Below are 17,034 nucleotides of genomic sequence, written 5' to 3' on the forward strand. Positions count from 1 at the left end.
ATGAGCTCTTCTGCCCCCTCCACCCCCATCTCCTACAAAGACGCCGGCGTTGACATCGACGCGGGCGACGCCCTGGTCGAGCGCATCAAGCCGCTGGCCAAGAAGACCATGCGCGAAGGCGTGCTGGCGGGCATCGGCGGCTTTGGCGCGCTGTTTGAAGTGCCCAAGCGCTACAAGGAGCCCGTGCTGGTCTCTGGCACCGATGGCGTGGGCACCAAGCTCAAGCTGGCGTTTGAATGGAACATGCACGACACCGTGGGCATCGACCTGGTGGCCATGAGCGTGAACGACGTGCTGGTGCAAGGCGCCGAGCCCCTGTTCTTCCTGGACTACTTTGCCTGCGGCAAGCTCGACGTGGACACGGCTGCGGCCGTGGTCGGCGGCATCGCCAAGGGCTGCGAACTCTCCGGTTGTGCGCTGATCGGCGGCGAAACGGCCGAAATGCCCGGCATGTACCCTGCGGGCGAATACGACCTGGCCGGCTTTGCCGTGGGCGCGGTCGAAAAGTCCAAGATCCTGACCGGCAAGGACGTGGCCCCCGGCGACGTGGTGCTGGGCCTGGCCAGCCACGGCGTGCACTCCAACGGCTTCTCCCTGGTGCGCAAGTGCATTGACCGCGCTGAAAGCCAGGGCACCGTGCCCGCCACGCTGGACGGCAAGCCCTTCAAGCAGGCCATCATGGAGCCCACCCGCCTGTACGTGAAGAACGTGCTGGCCGCGCTGGCCGCTCACCCCATCAAGGCCCTGGCCCACATCACCGGCGGTGGTTTGCTGGAGAACATCCCCCGCGTGCTGCCCGACGGCACCGCTGCGCACCTGAAGAAGGGCAGCTGGCCCCAGACCGAGCTGTTCGCCTGGCTGCAGAAGACGGCAGGCATCGACGACATCGAGATGAACCGCACCTTCAACAACGGCATCGGCATGGTGGTGGTAGTGGATGCGGCCAACGCCGAAGCCACGGCTGCCACGCTGCGAGCTGCCGGTGAACAGGTCTACGCGATTGGCACGATCGCAGCGCGTGGCGAAGGCGCTGCCGTGGTGGTGGCCTGATACCCGGCCAGCAACACCGCCCCCTCAACGCGCATGGCGCAGCGCCCCGCTCCACCCCCCTCAGCGCAACCTGAGCCCACGCCCACCACCCTGCCCCCGCGCGCCCTGAACCAGGGCATCGTGGTGGCCAGCTATCTGCTGGTGGCCGCTGCGCTGCTGCTGGTGATGTGGCGTGGCCTGCTGCCCGGCCTGCTGTGTGTGTGCCTGGGCTTTTTGCTCACCCGGGCGCTCACGGGCTGGTTTGCAGCGGGGCTGGGCCGGATCCAGCGCCAAGCCGCCCCATCCCCCACCAGCCTGCGCGTGGCCCAGGTCACGGCCGCTGGTCTGGTGATGCTGCTGCCCCTGGCGCTGCTGGCGCTGGGCCTGACCCATTCGCGTGGCTACCTGGTCAGCGCACCGCAGCAGTACCAGGAACTGCTCACCTACATGGCCCGCACGGTGCTGGAGCTGCGCCTGAAGCTGCCCGCCGACATGGCCTCCCACCTGCCCGAGGGCGTGGCCGACATCCAGCGCATCATTGCCAGCTATCTGGGCGCCAAGGCCGGTGCGCTGGCCATGGCGGGGCGGGCCTGGCTCGCCGGTGTGCTGTTTGCCTATGTGGGCCTGCTCATCGGCGCGCTCGCCGCCGTGCGCCCGCCAGTGCTGGCGCGCGGCCCGCTGGCCCAGCAGCTCAAGCTGCGCATCACGCTGTTTGGCGAGGCGTTCCGCCAGATCGTGGCGGCGCAGTTCTGGATCGCGGCGTTCAACACCCTGCTCACCGCCCTGTTCCTGCTGTTCGTGCTGCCGGTGTGGGGGCTGCAGCTGCCTTACACGCCGGTGCTGATCACCTTCACCTTCGTGGCCGGGCTGGTGCCCATCGTGGGCAACCTGGTGTGCAACGTGGTGATCACCATCGTGGGGCTGTCGGTGTCGCCGCTGGCGGCCGCCGCCTGCCTGGGGTTTTTGATCCTGATCCACAAGGCCGAATATGTGATCAACGCCAAGGTGGTGGGCCGCCGCACCCAGATGGGCGTGTGGGAGCTTCTGAGCGTGATGTTCGTGGCCGAGGCTGTGTTTGGCCCTGCGGGGCTGGTGGCGGCGCCGCTGTTCTACGCCTACCTCAAGAAGGAACTGGTGGCCGCTCGGCTGGTGTGACCGCAGCCGGGCAGTGGCCTGCGGGCACCCTGAAGCCACCCGCAAGAGTCACTTTTTGATAGCAGCAAGCACAATCAGCACTGGCGCTTGCGGCCATTTTCTCGATTATTTTGCGAATTGACGGGCCACAAAGGCCCAGATGAGCGCCGACGCATCGGGCCCGGCCGGGTCGCTGTAGGGCAACTGCGCGGCGCCGCCGCTCCATGCATGGGCCAGCCCGACCACCTCACGCAGCGCCACCACGGTACGGCCCCGGGCCTTGAACTCGGTCACCCGCATGGGGTAGCGCTGGCCCCTCTGCAAGGTGCGGATGGCACCCGCCCGCGCCCCCAACGCACCGGCCCACAACAAGGCGGTCGCCGCCGCGTTGCGCACCGACACCACACCATCGGCATCGCCATGCACGATCAGCAGCGGCGGCAAAGCCGTAGGGGCGCTGGCGGGCAGCACGGTAGCGTCCGTCAGTGCGACCGCAGCGGCAACCGCAGGAGGGTCCGGCAGATGGGCCTCGCGGCGGCCATGCATGGCCGCCAGGGCCGTGGCGGCGGATTCGGCTGTGCCGGGCGCCACACCGGAATGCATGGCCACCGCGCAGAACCGGTGGGGGTAAAGCGCCGCCATCAGCACCGCCATGCTGGCGCCTGCCGACAACCCGGCCACCGCCACCCGCGCCAGGTCCACCGGCAGGCGGCGCGCCACCTTGTCCACGGCGGCCAGCAGCGTGGCGGCTTCGGCCTCGGCCCGGCCATTGCGGCGTTCAAACCAGTTCCAGCAGCCGTGGGCGTTGGCCATGCGCTCCTGCTCGGGGTACAGCACCACAAACCGATGGCGCGCCGCCAGCCGGTTCATGCGCGACACGGCGGCAATGTCCCGCCCCGTCTGGCCGCAGCCGTGCAGCATGACCAGCAGCGGCAGCTTTTCGCCCGGGCGCAGGGCCAGCCCGGCAGGCACATAGGCATGAAACCGCCGCGCCCCCGCCGGGCCGGGGGCCACGCCAGACATCCACTCGCCCCGCGACGGCACCGGCTTGCCTGCGGGGCGCGGTGTGCGGGCCGTGGAGGGCATCTTGGCAACCGCCGCCTTGCGCGGCGCTGTCCGCAGTTTGGACGCTGCCTTGGCCCGCACCGGCCGGGTGCTGGCCCGCGCAGCCCGCGCGAAGGCCTTGAGATTGCGCTGGTAGGCCCGCGTCAGGGACGACAGCGAGAACAGGCGGGAGCGGCGGGGCATAGGCGGGCAGGGGGTCTGGCGGTCGATGTTCAAAAATCAGGGAAAACCCTAGCCACCTTAACAGCTTCCCGCATGGCTCGGATAGCGCTATGTCTTTGATAGCTTGAAAGGCAATATGTACCGGCGCATAACGCTGATATGGCTCAAAAACCCGCTTCACAGGGCCAGCGCAGCACCTGAAATGGCCTGGGGCGTCAGCCAGGCCCGTCATTCGCCACAGAATGATGGCTGAAATTGATCGAATCCTGTCTCCGTCAGTTCGGACCGTCGGCCGCTGGGCAGCGAAGATAAGCACATCCAAACCACTGCCTCTGTGAGCACACCATGAAAACCTGTCTGATAGTGATTGATGTCCAGGAATCGTTCCGCCACCGCCCCTTTTTCACCGAACACGACCTGCCTGCCTACCTGCAAGCGCAGAACGCGCTGATCGACGGGTGTGTCGCCCAGGGTATCCCGGTGCTGCGTGTGTTCCACAGCGACGGCCCCGAAGTCGCCGAGAACCCGTTTTCGCAGGCCTCGGGCCAGGTGCGGCCGCTGAAAGGCTTGGCCACCTTCGACGCAGCAGCCACCTTCACCAAGTCGCGCCACAGCGCGCTGGTGGGCACGGGCCTCGATGTGTGGCTGACACGCCATGGCATCCAGCGCCTGATCGTGAGCGGCATCCGCACCGAACAATGCTGCGAAACCACCACCCGCCACGCGTCCGACCTGGGCTGGGACGTGGACTACGTGACCGATGCCACGCTGACCTGGGACATGGTGCAGCCCGACGGCCAGGTGCTGGCGGCGGCCGACATCAAGACCCGCACCGCCACCGTGCTGCAAGGCCGCTTTGCGACCCTGTGCACCGTGCAACAGGCGCTGGACCGGGCGGCCGCATGAGCAGCGCCCAGCCATTGCAGGTCGCCATCCTGGTGTTCGACGACGTGGAGGCCCTGGACCTGGGCGGGCCCTATGAGGTCTTCACCACCGCCAGCCGCATGCACCAGCGGCAACATCCCGGCGCGCCTGCACCGTTTGTGGTGCAGTGCGTGGCCCGCAGCCTGGACCCGGTGCGCGCACGGGCGGGTTTGCGCGTGTTGCCCGATGCGGACTTTGCCAGCGCCACCGCGCCCGATGTGCTGATCGTGCCCGGCGGTGTGGTCGATGCCGCTGCGGCCTGCCCTGCCACCCGCGCCTGGGTCGCCCAGGCGGCAGGCCGTGCGCAGATCACGGCCTCGGTGTGCACAGGGGCCTTCATCCTGGCCGCAGCCGGTGTGCTGACCGAAGGCCCGGCCACCACCCACTGGGAGGACACCGCCGACCTGCGCACGCAGTACCCCGCGCTCGACGTGCGGGAGAATGTGCGATGGGTGGACCGGGGCGCGCTGGTGACCTCGGCCGGCATCAGCGCCGGCATCGACATGAGCCTGCACCTGGTCACCCGGCTGCTGGGCGCGGCGCTGTCCGAGCGCACGGCCCGCCAGATGGACACGCCCTGGAACCCTGAGCCATGAAACGCTTTTAGCCACTCAACGCCATCAATGCAGAACCCGACCCCCTCTCCCATCCACGTCTATTTCGCCCTGCTGCCGGGCAGCCTGGTGCTGGACTGGGCCGGCCCGGCCGAGGCGCTCCGCATCGCCAACCAGACCCTGGCCAAGCAAGGCCAGCCCGAGCGGTTTGTGCAGCACTTTGTGAGCCCCACGCCCGAGTCTGTCTCGTCGGTCGGCGCCGTGCTGACCCAGCTGGAGCCGCTGCCCGCCACCCTGCCCAGCCCCGCCTGGGTGGTGCTGGTCGGCCTGGCCGGGCAGCACATCGCGGTGGACGGTGACGAGGCCCGCGCACTGCTGCACTGGCTGCGCGGGCTGCGCCCCGTGGCGGGACAGCTGGAGCTGATCACCGTGTGCGCGGGCTCGGTGCTGGCCGCCCACGCCGGCCTGCTGACGGGGCGCCGCGCCACCACGCACCACCAGCACCTTCATGAACTGGCCGCCGTGGACCCGCGCTGCGACGTGGTGGCCAACCGCGTGTTTGTGGCCGATGGCGCGGTGTACAGCAGCGCGGGCGTGACCACGGGCATCGACCTGCTGCTGCACCGCATCTCGGACACCTGCGGCCCCGCGCTGGCCGCGCAGGTGGCACAGGCCATGGTGGTGGCGCTGCGCCGGGGGCCCAACGACCCCGAGTTTTCGCCCTTTCTGCACCACCGCAACCACCTGCACCCGGCCCTGCACCGCGTGCAGGACGCCGTGGGGCAACAACCCCAGGCCGACTGGAGCGTGCCGCAGATGGCCGAGGTGGCGCACACCTCGCCACGCCATCTGACACGGCTGTTTCTGGAGCATGCGGGCATTGCCCCGCTGCAGTACCTGCGCCGCATCCGCCTGGCCACGGCCGAGGCCGCGCTGCGCTCGGGCCAAAACGTGACACAGGCCGCGCTGATGGCGGGCTTCAGCTCTGACACGCAGCTGCGCCGGGCCTGGCACCAGTTCGGGCGGGGCGGCACGCCGTCACAGGGCAGTGCGCGCAACCACTGAGGTGCCCGTCCGCTGTGATGCCGCGCGATGCACGCAAGCCAGCACCCGCCGATAATCAAGCCCTTTGCCGCACCACCCGCCGGGTCGCCACCATGCAAGAACCACCCCGCCCCGCCAACGAGCCTGACCGACTGCAGGCCCTGCGCCAGCTGCTGATTCTGGACACGCCCCCCGAGGAGCGGTTTGACCGCCTGACAGCCTTCGCCGCGCAGGAGTTCGACGTGCCCACGGCGCTGCTTTCGCTCATCGACGACGACCGCCAGTGGTTCAAGTCCCGCGTGGGCATGGACCAGTGCGAGACCTCGCGGGGTATCTCGTTCTGCGGCCACGCCATCCTGCAGGACGACATCATGGTGGTGCCCGATGTGAACCAGGACGAGCGCTTCATTGGCAACCCGCTGGTCACACGGGAGCCCCACATCCAGTTCTATGCCGGCGCCCCGCTCAAGCTGCCGGGCGGGCAGAACGTGGGCACGCTGTGCCTGATCGATAACAAACCGCGCACCCTGGACGACATCGATCTGGCCATCCTGGGCTCGCTGCGCGACCTGGCAGTGGAAGAGCTGGTCCGGCGCCAGCAGGGAGCCTCGGCCCCATGAGCGACCACAGCCCCCAGGACATCCTGCTGATCGAACCCAGCTCGCTGACCGGCAGCATCATCGTGGCCACGGCGCGTCAACTGAACCTGCCCGCCGTGCGGCAGGTGAACAGCGTGCGCATGGCCCATCAGCGGTTGACACACCAGGACTTTGCGGGTGTGATCGTCTCAATTGACGAGCAAGAACAAGAGGCTATCGCGCTGCTGGAACAGGTCCGCAACGACACGCTGGCCGTCAATGCCAATGTGCCGGTGGCGGTGACGACCACGCAAGTCGATGCCTCCACCGCCGTGAAGATGAAGGCCCTGCAGGTGCGGCGGGTGCTGATCAAGCCCTTCAAGGTGCGGGATGTGATCGCCACCATTGCACTGCTGAAGGACGTGTAGCCAAGCCCGCGAGCGCAGGGATCCAGCGGCCTCAGTAAACGTCTGGCACGTACATGCTGGCAGGCACGGGCTGGCGCAGGTATTCGGGGTTGCGCACGCGGTCGGGCAGCACCACGGGCGGGTGTGGCACCTCCTGGTAGGGCAGCTGAGACAGCAGGTGCGCAATGCAGTTCAGGCGCGCCTTTTTCTTGTCCACCGCCTGCACCACCCACCAGGGGGCTTCAGGGATGTGGGTGCGCTCCAGCATCGTTTCCTTGGCCTTGGTGTAGGCCTCCCAGCGCACGCGGCTTTCCAGATCCATGGGGCTGAGCTTCCACTGCTTGAGCGGGTCATGAATACGGCCCAGAAAGCGCAGATGCTGCTCTTCATCGGTGATGGAGAACCAGTATTTGACCAGCGTGATACCCGAACGCACCAGCATCTTTTCAAACTCGGGCACGGTGCGGAAGAACTCTTCGTATTCGTCGTCGGTGCAAAAGCCCATCACCCGCTCAACGCCCGCGCGGTTGTACCAGCTGCGGTCAAACAGCACCATCTCGCCCGCCGCAGGCAGGTGCGCTACATAGCGCTGAAAGTACCACTGCGTGCGCTCTCGGTCGTTGGGTGCGGGCAGTGCCGCCACCCTGGCCACACGGGGGTTCAGGCGCTGCGTGATGCGCTTGATGACGCCCCCCTTGCCCGCCGCATCGCGCCCCTCGAACAGGATCACCACCTTCTGGCGGCTGTGCTGCACCCAGTCCTGCAGCTTGACCAGCTCGCCCTGCAGGCGGAACAGGTCCTTGAAGTATTGCTGGCGCGCCAGCTTGTCGCCAGGGCTGGGGGCGCCGATGTCATCGACCTCGCGGTCTTCGATCTCCAGTTCCAGCTCTTCGTCGTAGCTGTCGATGAGGTCGTTGGCGATGCGTTGCATCAGCTCCTGCGTGTCAAGGGCGTTGTTGTAGAACATGGGCAAGCATCCGGCGGTAGTGCAAATCAGATGCGCGATGGTGGACCGCTGCAGTGACAGCGCCATGACACGGGTGTGATCTGTCACAACGCTGTCATGCCCAGAGGCCAGCATGCGAGGCCGTGCCGCCCGCAGACCACCCCGCCGCTTTGTCCCATCCCCTCGCCCCCAACGCCAGCCTGAACTACGGCGGAGATGCCGCCGGGCTGATCTGCGGTTACCTGCTGGGTACCGACACCGCGCCGCAGGAGGTGGATTCGGCCCAGGCCGCGCAATGGCTGGCCGACCTGCAGGCAGGCGCCGCGCCGTTAGGGCAGTTTCTGTGGCTGCACTTCAACCTGAGCCACGCGCAGGCGGTGCGCTGGATGGACCGGCACGCCCATCTGCCGGAAGCCTTTTTTGATGCGCTCAAGGACCGCTCGGTCTCGACACGCATCGAGCGCGACGACGACACGCTGATTGCCGTGCTCAACGACGCACACTTTGATTTTGCGTTCGAGCCTTCGGACATTGCGACCCTGTGGACCAGCGTGGCGCCACACCTGATGGTGACCGGCCGCACGCGCCCGCTGCGGTCGGTGGACGTGCTGCGCACTGCCGTGCGCACCGGCAATGCCCCCTGCTCCAGCGTGGCGCTGCTGGCCGAACTGATGCGCACCCAGGCCTCGGGCCTGGTGGACATCGTGCGGGGCGTGACACAACGCATCGACGATGTAGAAGACGCACTGCTGGCCGGGCGCCTGGACCACAAGCGCGCGCGGCTGGGTGTGTTGCGACGCTTGCTGGTGCGCCTGCAGCGGCTGCTGGCGCCCGAGCCGGCAGCGCTGTTTCGCCTGCTGCAGCACCCGCCCACGTGGATGGGCGCCGACGATGCACAGGAGCTGCGCGATTCGACCGAGGAGTTTTCGGTGGTGCTGCGCGACATGCAGGGCCTGCAGGAGCGCATCAAGCTGCTGCAGGAAGAAATCGCCGCCAGCGTGCAGGAGGCCAACAGCCGCAGCCTGTTTGTGCTGACGGTGGTGACCGTGCTGGCCTTGCCCATCAACATTCTGGCCGGCCTGTTTGGTATGAATGTAGGCGGCGTGCCGCTGGCCGACAACGGCCACGGCTTCTGGATCATCGTGGCCGTGGTGGCGGCTTTCACGGCGGTTGCGGGCTGGCTGGCCCTGCGAGGCACGCGCGATCAGTAGGTGGGACCGTGCGGCAGGTTCGATCGCCCGACAGGCCCGGTGGCAAGCCCCACTACAATGCCGCCCCTTGCCCAGCTCCCCGGACCCCCTGCCACCATGAACATCGTCGTCAACGAAGAACTCAAAGCCTACATCGAACCCCTGACCCCCGACGAACACGACGCGCTGGAACGCAGCATCCTCACCGAAGGCTGCCGCGACGCACTGGTGCTGTGGGGCGATGTGCTGGTGGACGGGCACAACCGCTACGGCATCTGCCAAAAACATGGCCTGCCGTTCCAGACCGTGCAGAACCCGCGCTTTCAGTCGATGGAAGACGTGCACCTGTGGATGATCGACCAGCACCTGGGCCGCCGTAGCGTGTCGGATTTCCAGCGCGGCGTGCTCGCCCTGCGCAAGCGCGAGATCATGGCCGAGCGCAAGGCGCGCGCAGCCACCTCCACAGAGACCGCCGAAGCCACCCCCACGGCTGACGTGCCCGAGGCAGCCGCCACCCTGCCCGCCCCCGACCCTTTGAGCAGCCGCGAGGCCATTGCCAAGGCTGCGCGGCTGAGCAGCAGCCAGGTGGTGATGATCGAAAAGATCCAGAAACAGGCGGCCCCCGAGCTGGTGGCCGCTGTGAAGTCCGGCACCATCTCCATCAACGCCGCAGCCGCTGTGGCTACTCTGCCCGCCGAGGAACAGGTGGCAGCGGCCGTGGCCGGCAAGGACGAACTCAAGCAGGCGGCCAAACGCGTGCGCGAACTCAACAAGCGCAAGCCGCGCGAGGAGGCTCCGGCAGAAGGTAGCCCGGCAGACACCCCCACGGACTCCGCTCCAGCCAGCGACGAGTTGCACACACTGCGCATCCGTGTGGCGGAACTGACGGCGGAGAACACCGAGCTGCGCCGCCAGGTGGCGCAGCTGCAGGCAGCGCTGCCTGCAGACAGCACGCCGTTCTAGAACTATTTTTGAGTCAGGCGCCGGACATCAGCCGTTGGCGTTGCGCAGCGCGCTCAGCCGGTCGGCGATGAGGTCGAGATCCAGCCCGTCTTCGCTGTGGGCCAGATAGGCCTCCAGGTCGGCCACGGCCTCGGCTGTGTTGCCACGCTCGGCGTGCGCCAGCCCCCGGTCGCGGCGCTCGCCCCAGGCCTCGGGCAACAACACGATCAACCGGTCCAGCACGGCGACCAGCCGTTGCCAGTCCTGCTGGGTGCGGTGCACCTCCTTGAGGTTGCGCAGCATGCGCGCAATGATGTCGCGCGGTGTGGCGGCCTGCAGATACAGGCCGAGCGGTACGTCGTAGTCGTCCACCAGACCATTGCGGCGCTTGTAGGGCTCCAGCCGCTCGGCCAGCTCCTCGCGGCTGAGCGACTGGCCCGAGATCGGGTCCAGCACCACCTGGCCCTTGGGCAGCAGCACCTTGACCATGAAGTGCCCCGGGAACGCAATGCCCCGCGCATGCAAGCCCAGACCTTGGGCCAGCTCCATCCACAGCACAGCCAGGCTGATGGGAATGCCCCGGCGCGTGCGCAGCACGGCGTTGAGGTAGCTGTTCTCTGGGTCGTAGTAGTTGTTGATGTTGCCGCCAAAACCCAGGTCGGCAAAAAAGAACTGGTTGAGCGTGCGCAGCCGCTGAAGCGCCGGCGCATCGGCAGGCAGGCGGCGCTTGATACGGGCCTGCAGCTGGTCCACATCGCCCAGCAGTTGCTGCACGTCGAACTCGGGGTATTCATCCTGCGCGAGGCTGGCGGCGGCTTCGAGCAGCGGAAAGTGGTCGTCGCTCTGCACCAGCGATGCAAAGTACTCCAGCGAGGTGGGCACGGAAAGGCTCAAGGACATGGCAGCTTTGTACGGGGCCGTCGCCATGGCGTCAAGCCACAGAAGAGCGGGCTTTGCGGGGTATTTCGGGGTCCAGGCCTGCCGCAGATATTCAGCGGCGCAGCAGCTGGCGCAGCTTCAGGCCGGCCGCCCACAGGGCGCCAAAGTACAGCACTGCGGCTGCAGCCATCATCGCGGCCAGCAGGCCGATGCGCTGCAGGCGCTGCGCCTTCATTTCCACCCAGTCGAAATGCTGGGCACCCCACGCCAGCAGCACTGCCAGCAAGGCGCTGGCCGCCACCACCTGCAAGGCAAACCGCCCCCATCCGGGCAAGGGCCGGTAGCTGCCGCGCCGCAGCAGCCCCACCAGCAGCCAGGTAGCGTTGATGACCGCCCCCACGCCAATCGACAGCGTCAGCGCCGCATGCTGCAAATAGGGCACCAGCACAAAGTTCATCACCTGTGTGAGCACCAGCACCGCCACGGCAATCAGCATGGGTGTGCGCATGTCGTGCTTGGCAAAGTAGCCCGGCGCCAGCACCTTGATGGCCACGATGCCCACAATGCCAACCCCGTAGCCCGCCAGGGCCAGCGTGGTCTGCTGCACGTCCCGGTCGGCAAAGGCGCCGTAGTGGTAGAGCACGGCCACCAGGGGCTTGGCAAACACCAGCAGCGCCACCATGCAGGGTACCGACAGCACCACCACCAGCCGCAGCCCCCAGTCGAGCATGGCCGAATAGCGTTCGTCGTCCTGCTTGGCGCGGGCACTGGCCAGCTGCGGCATCAGCACCACGCCCAGCGCCACGCCCAGCAAGGCGGTGGGCAGCTCCATCAGGCGGTCGGCATAGGTGATCCAGCTCACGCTGCCAGTGGCCAGGTGCGAGGCAATCTGCGTATTGATGAGCAGCGAAACCTGCGCCACGCTCACCCCCAGCAAGGCGGGCAGCATCAGGCGCGCCACCTTGCGGGTGGTCGGGTCCGCCCACGCCGCGCGGATGGCGGACCAGCGCACGCCAATGCGGGGCAGCAGCCCCAGGCGCAGCAGCGCAGGCACCTGGATGCCCAGTTGCAGCAGGCCACCCAGCATCACGCCCGCCGCCTGGGCATAGATGGGCTCGATGCCATAGCGCGCAAACAAGGGCGCGCCCAGCGTGATGGACAGGATGAGCGCGATGTTGAGCAGCACCGGCGAGGCGGCAGGCACCGCAAACTTTTTCCAGGTGTTGAGAATGCCCCCCGCCAGCGCCACCAGCGACATGAAGCCGATGTACGGGAACATCCAGCGGGTCATCGTGACGGCGGCGTCAAACCCCTGGGGCTGGAGCCCACTGGCCATGGCCCACACCATCCAGGGCGCACCCAGCACGCCCGCGATGCACAGCAGCACCAGCGTCCAGGCCAGCAAGGTGCCCACGTGGTCGATCAGCGCCTTGGCGCCCTCGTCGCCGTCCTCGGCCCGGGTGGCAGCCAGCACCGGCACAAAAGCCTGGCTGAAAGCGCCCTCGCCCAGCACCCGGCGGAACAGGTTGGGAATGCGGAACGCCACATTGAAGGCGTCGGTCATGGCACTGACCCCGAACACGGAGGCCATGAGCAACTCGCGCACCAGCCCGGTGATGCGGGAGACGAGGGTCAAGAGGGAGACGGTGGAGGCGGCTTTGAACAGTGACACCGCGAGGAGTGTATTCCCCCTGCGCCGCTTCGCGCCTCGGTACAGCTGCCACAGGCGGCAGCTTTTCAGACCGTCCAAGCCTGCGCAGGCAGGCTCAAAGTCGTGCCCCTCAGCCGTCAAGGGCGATGCACATGTTGCACTGACAGAGCTAGGCGCCACCGGCGCGCTGGCGATGGCATTCCGCCGGTTCGGGCACAGGGGTGGATACAGGCGCTGCTCTGGGCTATAATCGCTGGCTTTGCTGGCATCATCCACAGACCCAAGGAACTAAACAATGGCATCCGCAAAACCCAAGAAGAAGAACCCACGCCTGGCGTCGGGCCGCAAGCGCGTCCGTCAGGACGTCAAGATCAACGCTGCTAACACCTCGCTGCGTTCCAAATACCGTACCGCTGTCAAGAACGTCGAAAAGGCTGTTCTGGCTGGCGACAAGACCAAGGCGACCGAACTGTTCGCCAAGATGCAAGCCGTGGTGGACACCGTGGCTGACAAGGGCATCTTCCACAAGAACAAGGCTGCTCGCGACAAGAGCCGTCTGTCTGCCAAGGTGAAAGCCCTGGCAACGGCCGCCTGACCCACTTCAGGCAAACAGCCCGAACGGCACCTGCCGTTCGCCGTTTGTAACGGGTGCGCTGCCAGCAAAAAAACGAACAAACCGCCTTCGGGCGGTTTTTTCGTTGGGGGTTCAGAACTGCGCCAGGCAGCCTGAAGCGCATCAAAGGGTAGATGGGGAGTGCCCGCTGGCTGCCGGGCGGGCATGCCCCTGCGCAGTGAGGCCTCGGGCCCGACACGGCAGGCAGCGCCGGAAGCCAGACTGTGGCCGGTCAGGGCTTGGCGGGAGGAGGCGGGTCGGGCAGCAGGCAGGCCTCGGCCACCTGCAGGTTGTTGTCGCGGGCGAAATTGATCACGAAGTCCCAGGCCATGGGCTCGTGCCCCTGCAGGTCGCGGTGTACGACCACACATTTCACGCCATTGAGCGTGGTGGGAATGCACCAGGGCGAATAGCTCAGATGGCTGCCTGGCCGGGCTCCACCGGGTCGAAAGCTGCTCATCACCCCGGCCAGCCGCTCGGCCCAGTCGCTGGGACGAAAGGTTTTCCCGTCATGGGTGATGCCCTGGATGAAGACTTCTTTGGAGGAGGGGGAAACCATCGGGGATTGGAGTGGTAGTGAGGGCACAGACGCAGGATCACTGCATGTTGCACCGCAACGCGACATTCTAACTCTTATATAAGAGCTAGCTCCCTAATCCCTCCGGCGCGCTACACATAGGCACCCCGAAGAGGGTAAGAGCCCGGCATTGCAGTGATGCGCAATCGTCAACAGACCGCACCCCTGCTCCCCCTAGAATCGTGACTCGCTTTTTCGCCACCGTACCGTCTGGAGATTTCCGCATGACCGCTTCCATCCCGGCAGCTTCGCCCCACGTGATGAACACCTATGGCCGCGTACCCATCGCGCTGGCCCGTGGGCAAGGCAGCCGCGTGTGGGACGTGAACGGCAAGGAATACCTGGACGGCCTGGGCGGCATTGCCGTGAACACACTGGGCCACAACCATGCCAAGCTGGTGCCCGCGCTGCAGGACCAGATCACCAAGCTGATCCACACCTCCAACTACTACCACTCGCCCCTGCAGGAGCAGCTGGCCGCCAAGCTGGTGGAGCTGTCGGGCATGACCAACGTGTTCTTCTGCAACTCGGGCCTGGAGGCCAACGAGGCGGCCCTGAAGATTGCACGCAAGTTCGGCGTGGACAAGGGCATCGCCAAGCCCGAGATCGTGGTTTACGAAAAGGCCTTCCACGGCCGTTCGATTGCCACCATGTCGGCCACCGGCAACCCCAAGATCTACAGCGGCTTCGGCCCGCTGGTCGAGGGTTTTGTGCGCGTGCCGCTCAACGACATCGAAGCCATCAAGCAAGCCACCGAAGGCAACCCCAACGTGGTGGCCGTGTTCTTCGAGACCATCCAGGGCGAGGGCGGCATCAACCCCATGCGCGTGGAATACCTGCAGCAGCTGCGCAAGCTGTGCGACGAGCGCGGCTGGCTGATGATGATTGACGAAGTGCAGTGCGGCATGGGCCGCACCGGCAAGTGGTTTGCCCACCAGTTGGCCGGCATCGTGCCCGACGTGATGCCCCTGGCCAAGGGCCTGGGCTCGGGCGTGCCGATTGGCGCGGTGGTGGCCGGCCCCAAGGCCGCCAACGTGCTGCAGCCCGGCAACCACGGCACCACCTTTGGCGGCAACCCGCTGGCCATGCGCGCCGGGGTCGAAACCATTCGCATCATGGAAGAAGACGGCCTGCTGCAAAATGCCACCACGGTGGGTGAGCACCTCAAGGCGGCACTGCAGCGCGAGCTGGGCGGCCTGCCCGGTGTGAAGGAGATCCGGGGCCAGGGCCTGATGCTGGGCATCGAGCTGAACAAGCCCTGCGGCGCCCTGATCGGCCGTGCGGCCGAGGCAGGCCTCTTGCTGTCGGTGACGGCCGACAGCGTGATCCGCCTGGTGCCGCCGCTGATCCTCACCACCGCCGAAGCCGACGAAATCGTCGCCAAGCTGACCCCGCTGGTCAAAGCCATCCTGGCTGAATGAAGAATAGCCCCACTGCCATGACGACGCTGAAACATTACCTGCAGTTCACCGACCTCTCCGCCGACGAATACGCCTACCTGTTCGAGCGCGCCGCGCTCATCAAGAAGAAGTTCAAGGCCTACGAAAAGCACCACCCGCTGGTGGACCGCACGCTGGCCATGATCTTCGAGAAGGCCAGCACCCGCACGCGCGTGAGCTTTGAGGCGGGCATGTACCAGCTCGGCGGCAGTGTGGTGCACCTGACCACGGGCGACAGCCAGCTGGGCCGCGCCGAACCCATCGAGGACAGCGCCAAGGTCATCAGCCGCATGACCGACCTGGTGATGATTCGCACGTATGAGCAGGCCAAGATCGAGCGTTTTGCCGCCAACTCGCGCGTGCCCGTCATCAACGGCCTGACCAACGAATACCACCCCTGCCAGATCCTGGCGGACATCTTTACCTACATCGAGCACCGGGGCTCCATCCAGGGCAAGACGGTGGCCTGGGTGGGCGACGGCAACAACATGGCCAACACCTGGCTGCAGGCGGCGTCGCTGCTGGGCTTCAAGGTGCATGTGAGCACCCCGCGCGGCTACGAAGTGGACGAGAAATTGGCCGCTGGCGCCGGTGGAATTAGCGCTGACAGCTATCAATTCTTCAGCAACCCCATGGAAGCCTGCCGGGGCGCCGACCTGGTCACCACCGATGTGTGGACCAGCATGGGCTACGAAGCCGAGAACGAAGCGCGCAAGAAGGCCTTTGCCGACTGGTGCGTGGACACCGAAATGATGGCTGCGGCCCAGCCCGACGCCCTCTTCATGCACTGCCTGCCCGCGCACCGGGGCGAGGAGGTCGAGGCGGATGTGATCGACGGGCCGCAGTCGGTGGTGTGGGATGAGGCAGAGAACAGGATGCACGTGCAGAAGGCACTGATGGAGTACCTGCTGCTGGGCAAACTGGCCTAAAAGCCCCCATGCCCTGGCGCCGCCAGCCCGCTCACAGCGCCGAATTGCTGGCGCACTGGCAGGCCCTGGGCCAAACGCTGGGGCGCGACACGCCCGCTTGGCGGGCCGAGGGCAGGCGCCTGCTGCGCAGCTGGGCCCGCTGGCCCCGCGCCTACCACGACACCACGCATCTGCGGGCCTGCCTGCGGCACCTCCAGGCAGTGCAGGACCAGCAGCCCGGAGCGCTTCACAACCCCCATGCTGCGGCCCTCGCCCTGTGGTACCACGACGCCATCTACTGGCCGTGGAGCGGACACAACGAGGCGCGCAGCGCCGACTGGGCGCGACAGTTCCTGCTGGGCCAAGGGCTGCCCACCACGCTGGCCGAAACCGTGCACCAGCATGTGATGGACACCCGCCACACCCCGGGCCCGCTCACCGGCGATGCGCTGTGGGTGGTGGACATCGACCTCGCCATCCTGGGCCAGAGTGACGCGGTGTACCGACAGTTCGAACGCAACGTGCGGCGTGAATACATTTTTGTGCGCTGGCCGCGCTATGTGGCGGGGCGCAGCGCAGTGCTGCGAGGCTTTCTGAACCGCCCGCACATCTATGGCACAGCCTACTTTGCGCAGCGCTACGAGACCCAGGCGCGCGTCAACCTGCAACAGGCGTTGAGCGCGCTGGGCCAAGGCCAGCTGTACCAGTAGACAATTTGAGTCAAAACGGCTTGTAGCGCCAGTGAATCATGCGCTAGCAGCTATATAAAATATAGCAACTACTGAGAAGCAGACCCGCGACGGACGGGCATGGCCACGGGTTTTTCAGCGGCCGCCGCGGACGGCGCCGCGCAACTGCCGCAGCTACTGCACCCACCATCGCCTCCCCCACAGCCCGGCGACTGGACGAGCCCCGGGTGGACCTTGCCCAACCCTTGGCGCCAGCGCCCGGGCAAATAACGCCAGAGCACATAGAGCGCTGCGGCAAGGACG

Annotated in this window: 18 protein-coding genes; 13 read left to right on the forward strand and 5 right to left on the reverse strand. The window is 66.7% G+C overall.

The window, feature by feature from the left end; translation table 11 throughout:
• Nucleotides 1–1,050, forward strand: coding sequence for a phosphoribosylformylglycinamidine cyclo-ligase (gene purM, locus CLU87_RS14915; protein ID WP_056066695.1), 1,050 nt, complete (start codon nt 1–3; stop codon nt 1,048–1,050).
• A gap of 33 nt (nt 1,051–1,083) precedes the next feature.
• Nucleotides 1,084–2,184: an AI-2E family transporter gene (locus CLU87_RS14920; protein WP_056066692.1), complete on the forward strand. Its 1,101-nt coding sequence runs from the start codon at nt 1,084–1,086 to the stop codon at nt 2,182–2,184.
• Nucleotides 2,185–2,289: 105 nt separating this feature from the next.
• Here CLU87_RS14920 and CLU87_RS14925 read toward each other — a convergent pair whose 3' ends face one another.
• On the reverse strand, nt 2,290–3,411 hold the full coding sequence (locus tag CLU87_RS14925) for a PHB depolymerase family esterase (RefSeq protein WP_099730957.1): 1,122 nt from the start codon (nt 3,409–3,411) through the stop codon (nt 2,290–2,292).
• A gap of 324 nt (nt 3,412–3,735) precedes the next feature.
• Between CLU87_RS14925 and CLU87_RS14930 the strand changes: the two genes are divergently transcribed.
• The 5 genes from CLU87_RS14930 to CLU87_RS14950 all read left to right on the forward strand — a co-directional run bounded on the left by CLU87_RS14930 (nt 3,736) and on the right by CLU87_RS14950 (nt 6,918).
• Nucleotides 3,736–4,296, forward strand: coding sequence for a cysteine hydrolase family protein (locus CLU87_RS14930; RefSeq protein WP_099730958.1), 561 nt, complete (start codon nt 3,736–3,738; stop codon nt 4,294–4,296).
• Nucleotides 4,293–4,910: a DJ-1/PfpI family protein gene (locus CLU87_RS14935; RefSeq protein ID WP_099730959.1), complete on the forward strand. Its 618-nt coding sequence runs from the start codon at nt 4,293–4,295 to the stop codon at nt 4,908–4,910. The genes CLU87_RS14930 and CLU87_RS14935 overlap by 4 nt, the downstream gene beginning before the upstream one ends.
• A 27-nt stretch (nt 4,911–4,937) precedes the next feature.
• Nucleotides 4,938–5,933 (forward strand): GlxA family transcriptional regulator, encoded by a 996-nt coding sequence (locus CLU87_RS14940; protein WP_099730960.1) that lies wholly within the window; start codon nt 4,938–4,940, stop codon nt 5,931–5,933.
• Between the two features lie 92 nt (nt 5,934–6,025).
• Entirely contained in the window at nt 6,026–6,532 is a 507-nt protein-coding gene (locus CLU87_RS14945) for a GAF domain-containing protein (protein WP_099730961.1), read from the forward strand.
• Entirely contained in the window at nt 6,529–6,918 is a 390-nt protein-coding gene (locus CLU87_RS14950; protein WP_099730962.1) for a response regulator, read from the forward strand. Before CLU87_RS14945 ends, CLU87_RS14950 begins: the two co-directional genes overlap by 4 nt.
• Nucleotides 6,919–6,949: 31 nt before the next feature.
• Here CLU87_RS14950 and ppk2 read toward each other — a convergent pair whose 3' ends face one another.
• Nucleotides 6,950–7,864, reverse strand: coding sequence for a polyphosphate kinase 2 (gene ppk2, locus CLU87_RS14955; protein ID WP_099732192.1), 915 nt, complete (start codon nt 7,862–7,864; stop codon nt 6,950–6,952).
• Nucleotides 7,865–8,013: 149 nt separating this feature from the next.
• On the opposite strand from ppk2, the gene CLU87_RS14960 reads away from it, so the two are divergent.
• Nucleotides 8,014–9,054: a transporter gene (locus CLU87_RS14960; protein ID WP_199170836.1), complete on the forward strand. Its 1,041-nt coding sequence runs from the start codon at nt 8,014–8,016 to the stop codon at nt 9,052–9,054.
• Nucleotides 9,055–9,150: 96 nt separating this feature from the next.
• Nucleotides 9,151–9,996: a plasmid replication/partition related protein gene (locus CLU87_RS14965; protein WP_099732194.1), complete on the forward strand. Its 846-nt coding sequence runs from the start codon at nt 9,151–9,153 to the stop codon at nt 9,994–9,996.
• 27 nt (nt 9,997–10,023) lie between these two features.
• Here the strand turns inward: CLU87_RS14965 and CLU87_RS14970 are convergent, their stop codons facing one another.
• Nucleotides 10,024–10,875, reverse strand: a complete 852-nt coding sequence (locus CLU87_RS14970) for a SirB1 family protein (protein WP_056066673.1) — start codon at nt 10,873–10,875, stop codon at nt 10,024–10,026.
• Between the two features lie 91 nt (nt 10,876–10,966).
• Nucleotides 10,967–12,526, reverse strand: coding sequence for a murein biosynthesis integral membrane protein MurJ (gene murJ / locus CLU87_RS14975; protein WP_099730963.1), 1,560 nt, complete (start codon nt 12,524–12,526; stop codon nt 10,967–10,969).
• Nucleotides 12,527–12,800: 274 nt separating this feature from the next.
• Between murJ and rpsT the strand changes: the two genes are divergently transcribed.
• Entirely contained in the window at nt 12,801–13,100 is a 300-nt protein-coding gene (rpsT, locus tag CLU87_RS14980; RefSeq protein ID WP_056066666.1) for a 30S ribosomal protein S20, read from the forward strand.
• 250 nt (nt 13,101–13,350) lie between these two features.
• Here the strand turns inward: rpsT and CLU87_RS14985 are convergent, their stop codons facing one another.
• Nucleotides 13,351–13,677: a DUF3579 domain-containing protein gene (locus CLU87_RS14985; RefSeq protein ID WP_056066664.1), complete on the reverse strand. Its 327-nt coding sequence runs from the start codon at nt 13,675–13,677 to the stop codon at nt 13,351–13,353.
• Between the two features lie 242 nt (nt 13,678–13,919).
• Between CLU87_RS14985 and CLU87_RS14990 the strand changes: the two genes are divergently transcribed.
• From CLU87_RS14990 to CLU87_RS15000, 3 genes are read left to right on the forward strand one after another with little or no spacing between them, the layout of a single operon-like run.
• A complete protein-coding gene (locus tag CLU87_RS14990; protein WP_099730964.1) occupies nt 13,920–15,116 on the forward strand; it encodes an aspartate aminotransferase family protein in 1,197 nt (398 codons plus the stop codon).
• Between the two features lie 17 nt (nt 15,117–15,133).
• On the forward strand, nt 15,134–16,063 hold the full coding sequence (gene argF, locus CLU87_RS14995) for an ornithine carbamoyltransferase (protein ID WP_099730965.1): 930 nt from the start codon (nt 15,134–15,136) through the stop codon (nt 16,061–16,063).
• An 8-nt stretch (nt 16,064–16,071) separates the two neighbouring features.
• A complete protein-coding gene (locus CLU87_RS15000; RefSeq protein WP_099730966.1) occupies nt 16,072–16,752 on the forward strand; it encodes a hypothetical protein in 681 nt (226 codons plus the stop codon).
• Nucleotides 16,753–17,034: the final 282 nt, after the last annotated feature.

It is taken from the genome of Acidovorax sp. 59 (genome assembly GCF_002754175.1).
Taxonomy (GTDB): Bacteria; Pseudomonadota; Gammaproteobacteria; order Burkholderiales; family Burkholderiaceae_C; genus Acidovorax; species Acidovorax delafieldii.

Coding starts and splice junctions, on each gene's coding strand:
- purM (WP_056066695.1), top strand. CDS start 1: ATGAGCTCTTCTGCCCCCTCCACCCCCATCTCCTACAAAGACGCCGGC.
- CLU87_RS14920 (WP_056066692.1), top strand. CDS start 1,084: ATGGCGCAGCGCCCCGCTCCACCCCCCTCAGCGCAACCTGAGCCCACG.
- CLU87_RS14925 (WP_099730957.1), bottom strand. CDS start 3,411: ATGCCCCGCCGCTCCCGCCTGTTCTCGCTGTCGTCCCTGACGCGGGCC.
- CLU87_RS14930 (WP_099730958.1), top strand. CDS start 3,736: ATGAAAACCTGTCTGATAGTGATTGATGTCCAGGAATCGTTCCGCCAC.
- CLU87_RS14935 (WP_099730959.1), top strand. CDS start 4,293: ATGAGCAGCGCCCAGCCATTGCAGGTCGCCATCCTGGTGTTCGACGAC.
- CLU87_RS14940 (WP_099730960.1), top strand. CDS start 4,938: ATGCAGAACCCGACCCCCTCTCCCATCCACGTCTATTTCGCCCTGCTG.
- CLU87_RS14945 (WP_099730961.1), top strand. CDS start 6,026: ATGCAAGAACCACCCCGCCCCGCCAACGAGCCTGACCGACTGCAGGCC.
- CLU87_RS14950 (WP_099730962.1), top strand. CDS start 6,529: ATGAGCGACCACAGCCCCCAGGACATCCTGCTGATCGAACCCAGCTCG.
- ppk2 (WP_099732192.1), bottom strand. CDS start 7,864: ATGTTCTACAACAACGCCCTTGACACGCAGGAGCTGATGCAACGCATC.
- CLU87_RS14965 (WP_099732194.1), top strand. CDS start 9,151: ATGAACATCGTCGTCAACGAAGAACTCAAAGCCTACATCGAACCCCTG.
- CLU87_RS14970 (WP_056066673.1), bottom strand. CDS start 10,875: ATGTCCTTGAGCCTTTCCGTGCCCACCTCGCTGGAGTACTTTGCATCG.
- rpsT (WP_056066666.1), top strand. CDS start 12,801: ATGGCATCCGCAAAACCCAAGAAGAAGAACCCACGCCTGGCGTCGGGC.
- CLU87_RS14985 (WP_056066664.1), bottom strand. CDS start 13,677: ATGGTTTCCCCCTCCTCCAAAGAAGTCTTCATCCAGGGCATCACCCAT.
- CLU87_RS14990 (WP_099730964.1), top strand. CDS start 13,920: ATGACCGCTTCCATCCCGGCAGCTTCGCCCCACGTGATGAACACCTAT.
- argF (WP_099730965.1), top strand. CDS start 15,134: ATGACGACGCTGAAACATTACCTGCAGTTCACCGACCTCTCCGCCGAC.
- CLU87_RS15000 (WP_099730966.1), top strand. CDS start 16,072: ATGCCCTGGCGCCGCCAGCCCGCTCACAGCGCCGAATTGCTGGCGCAC.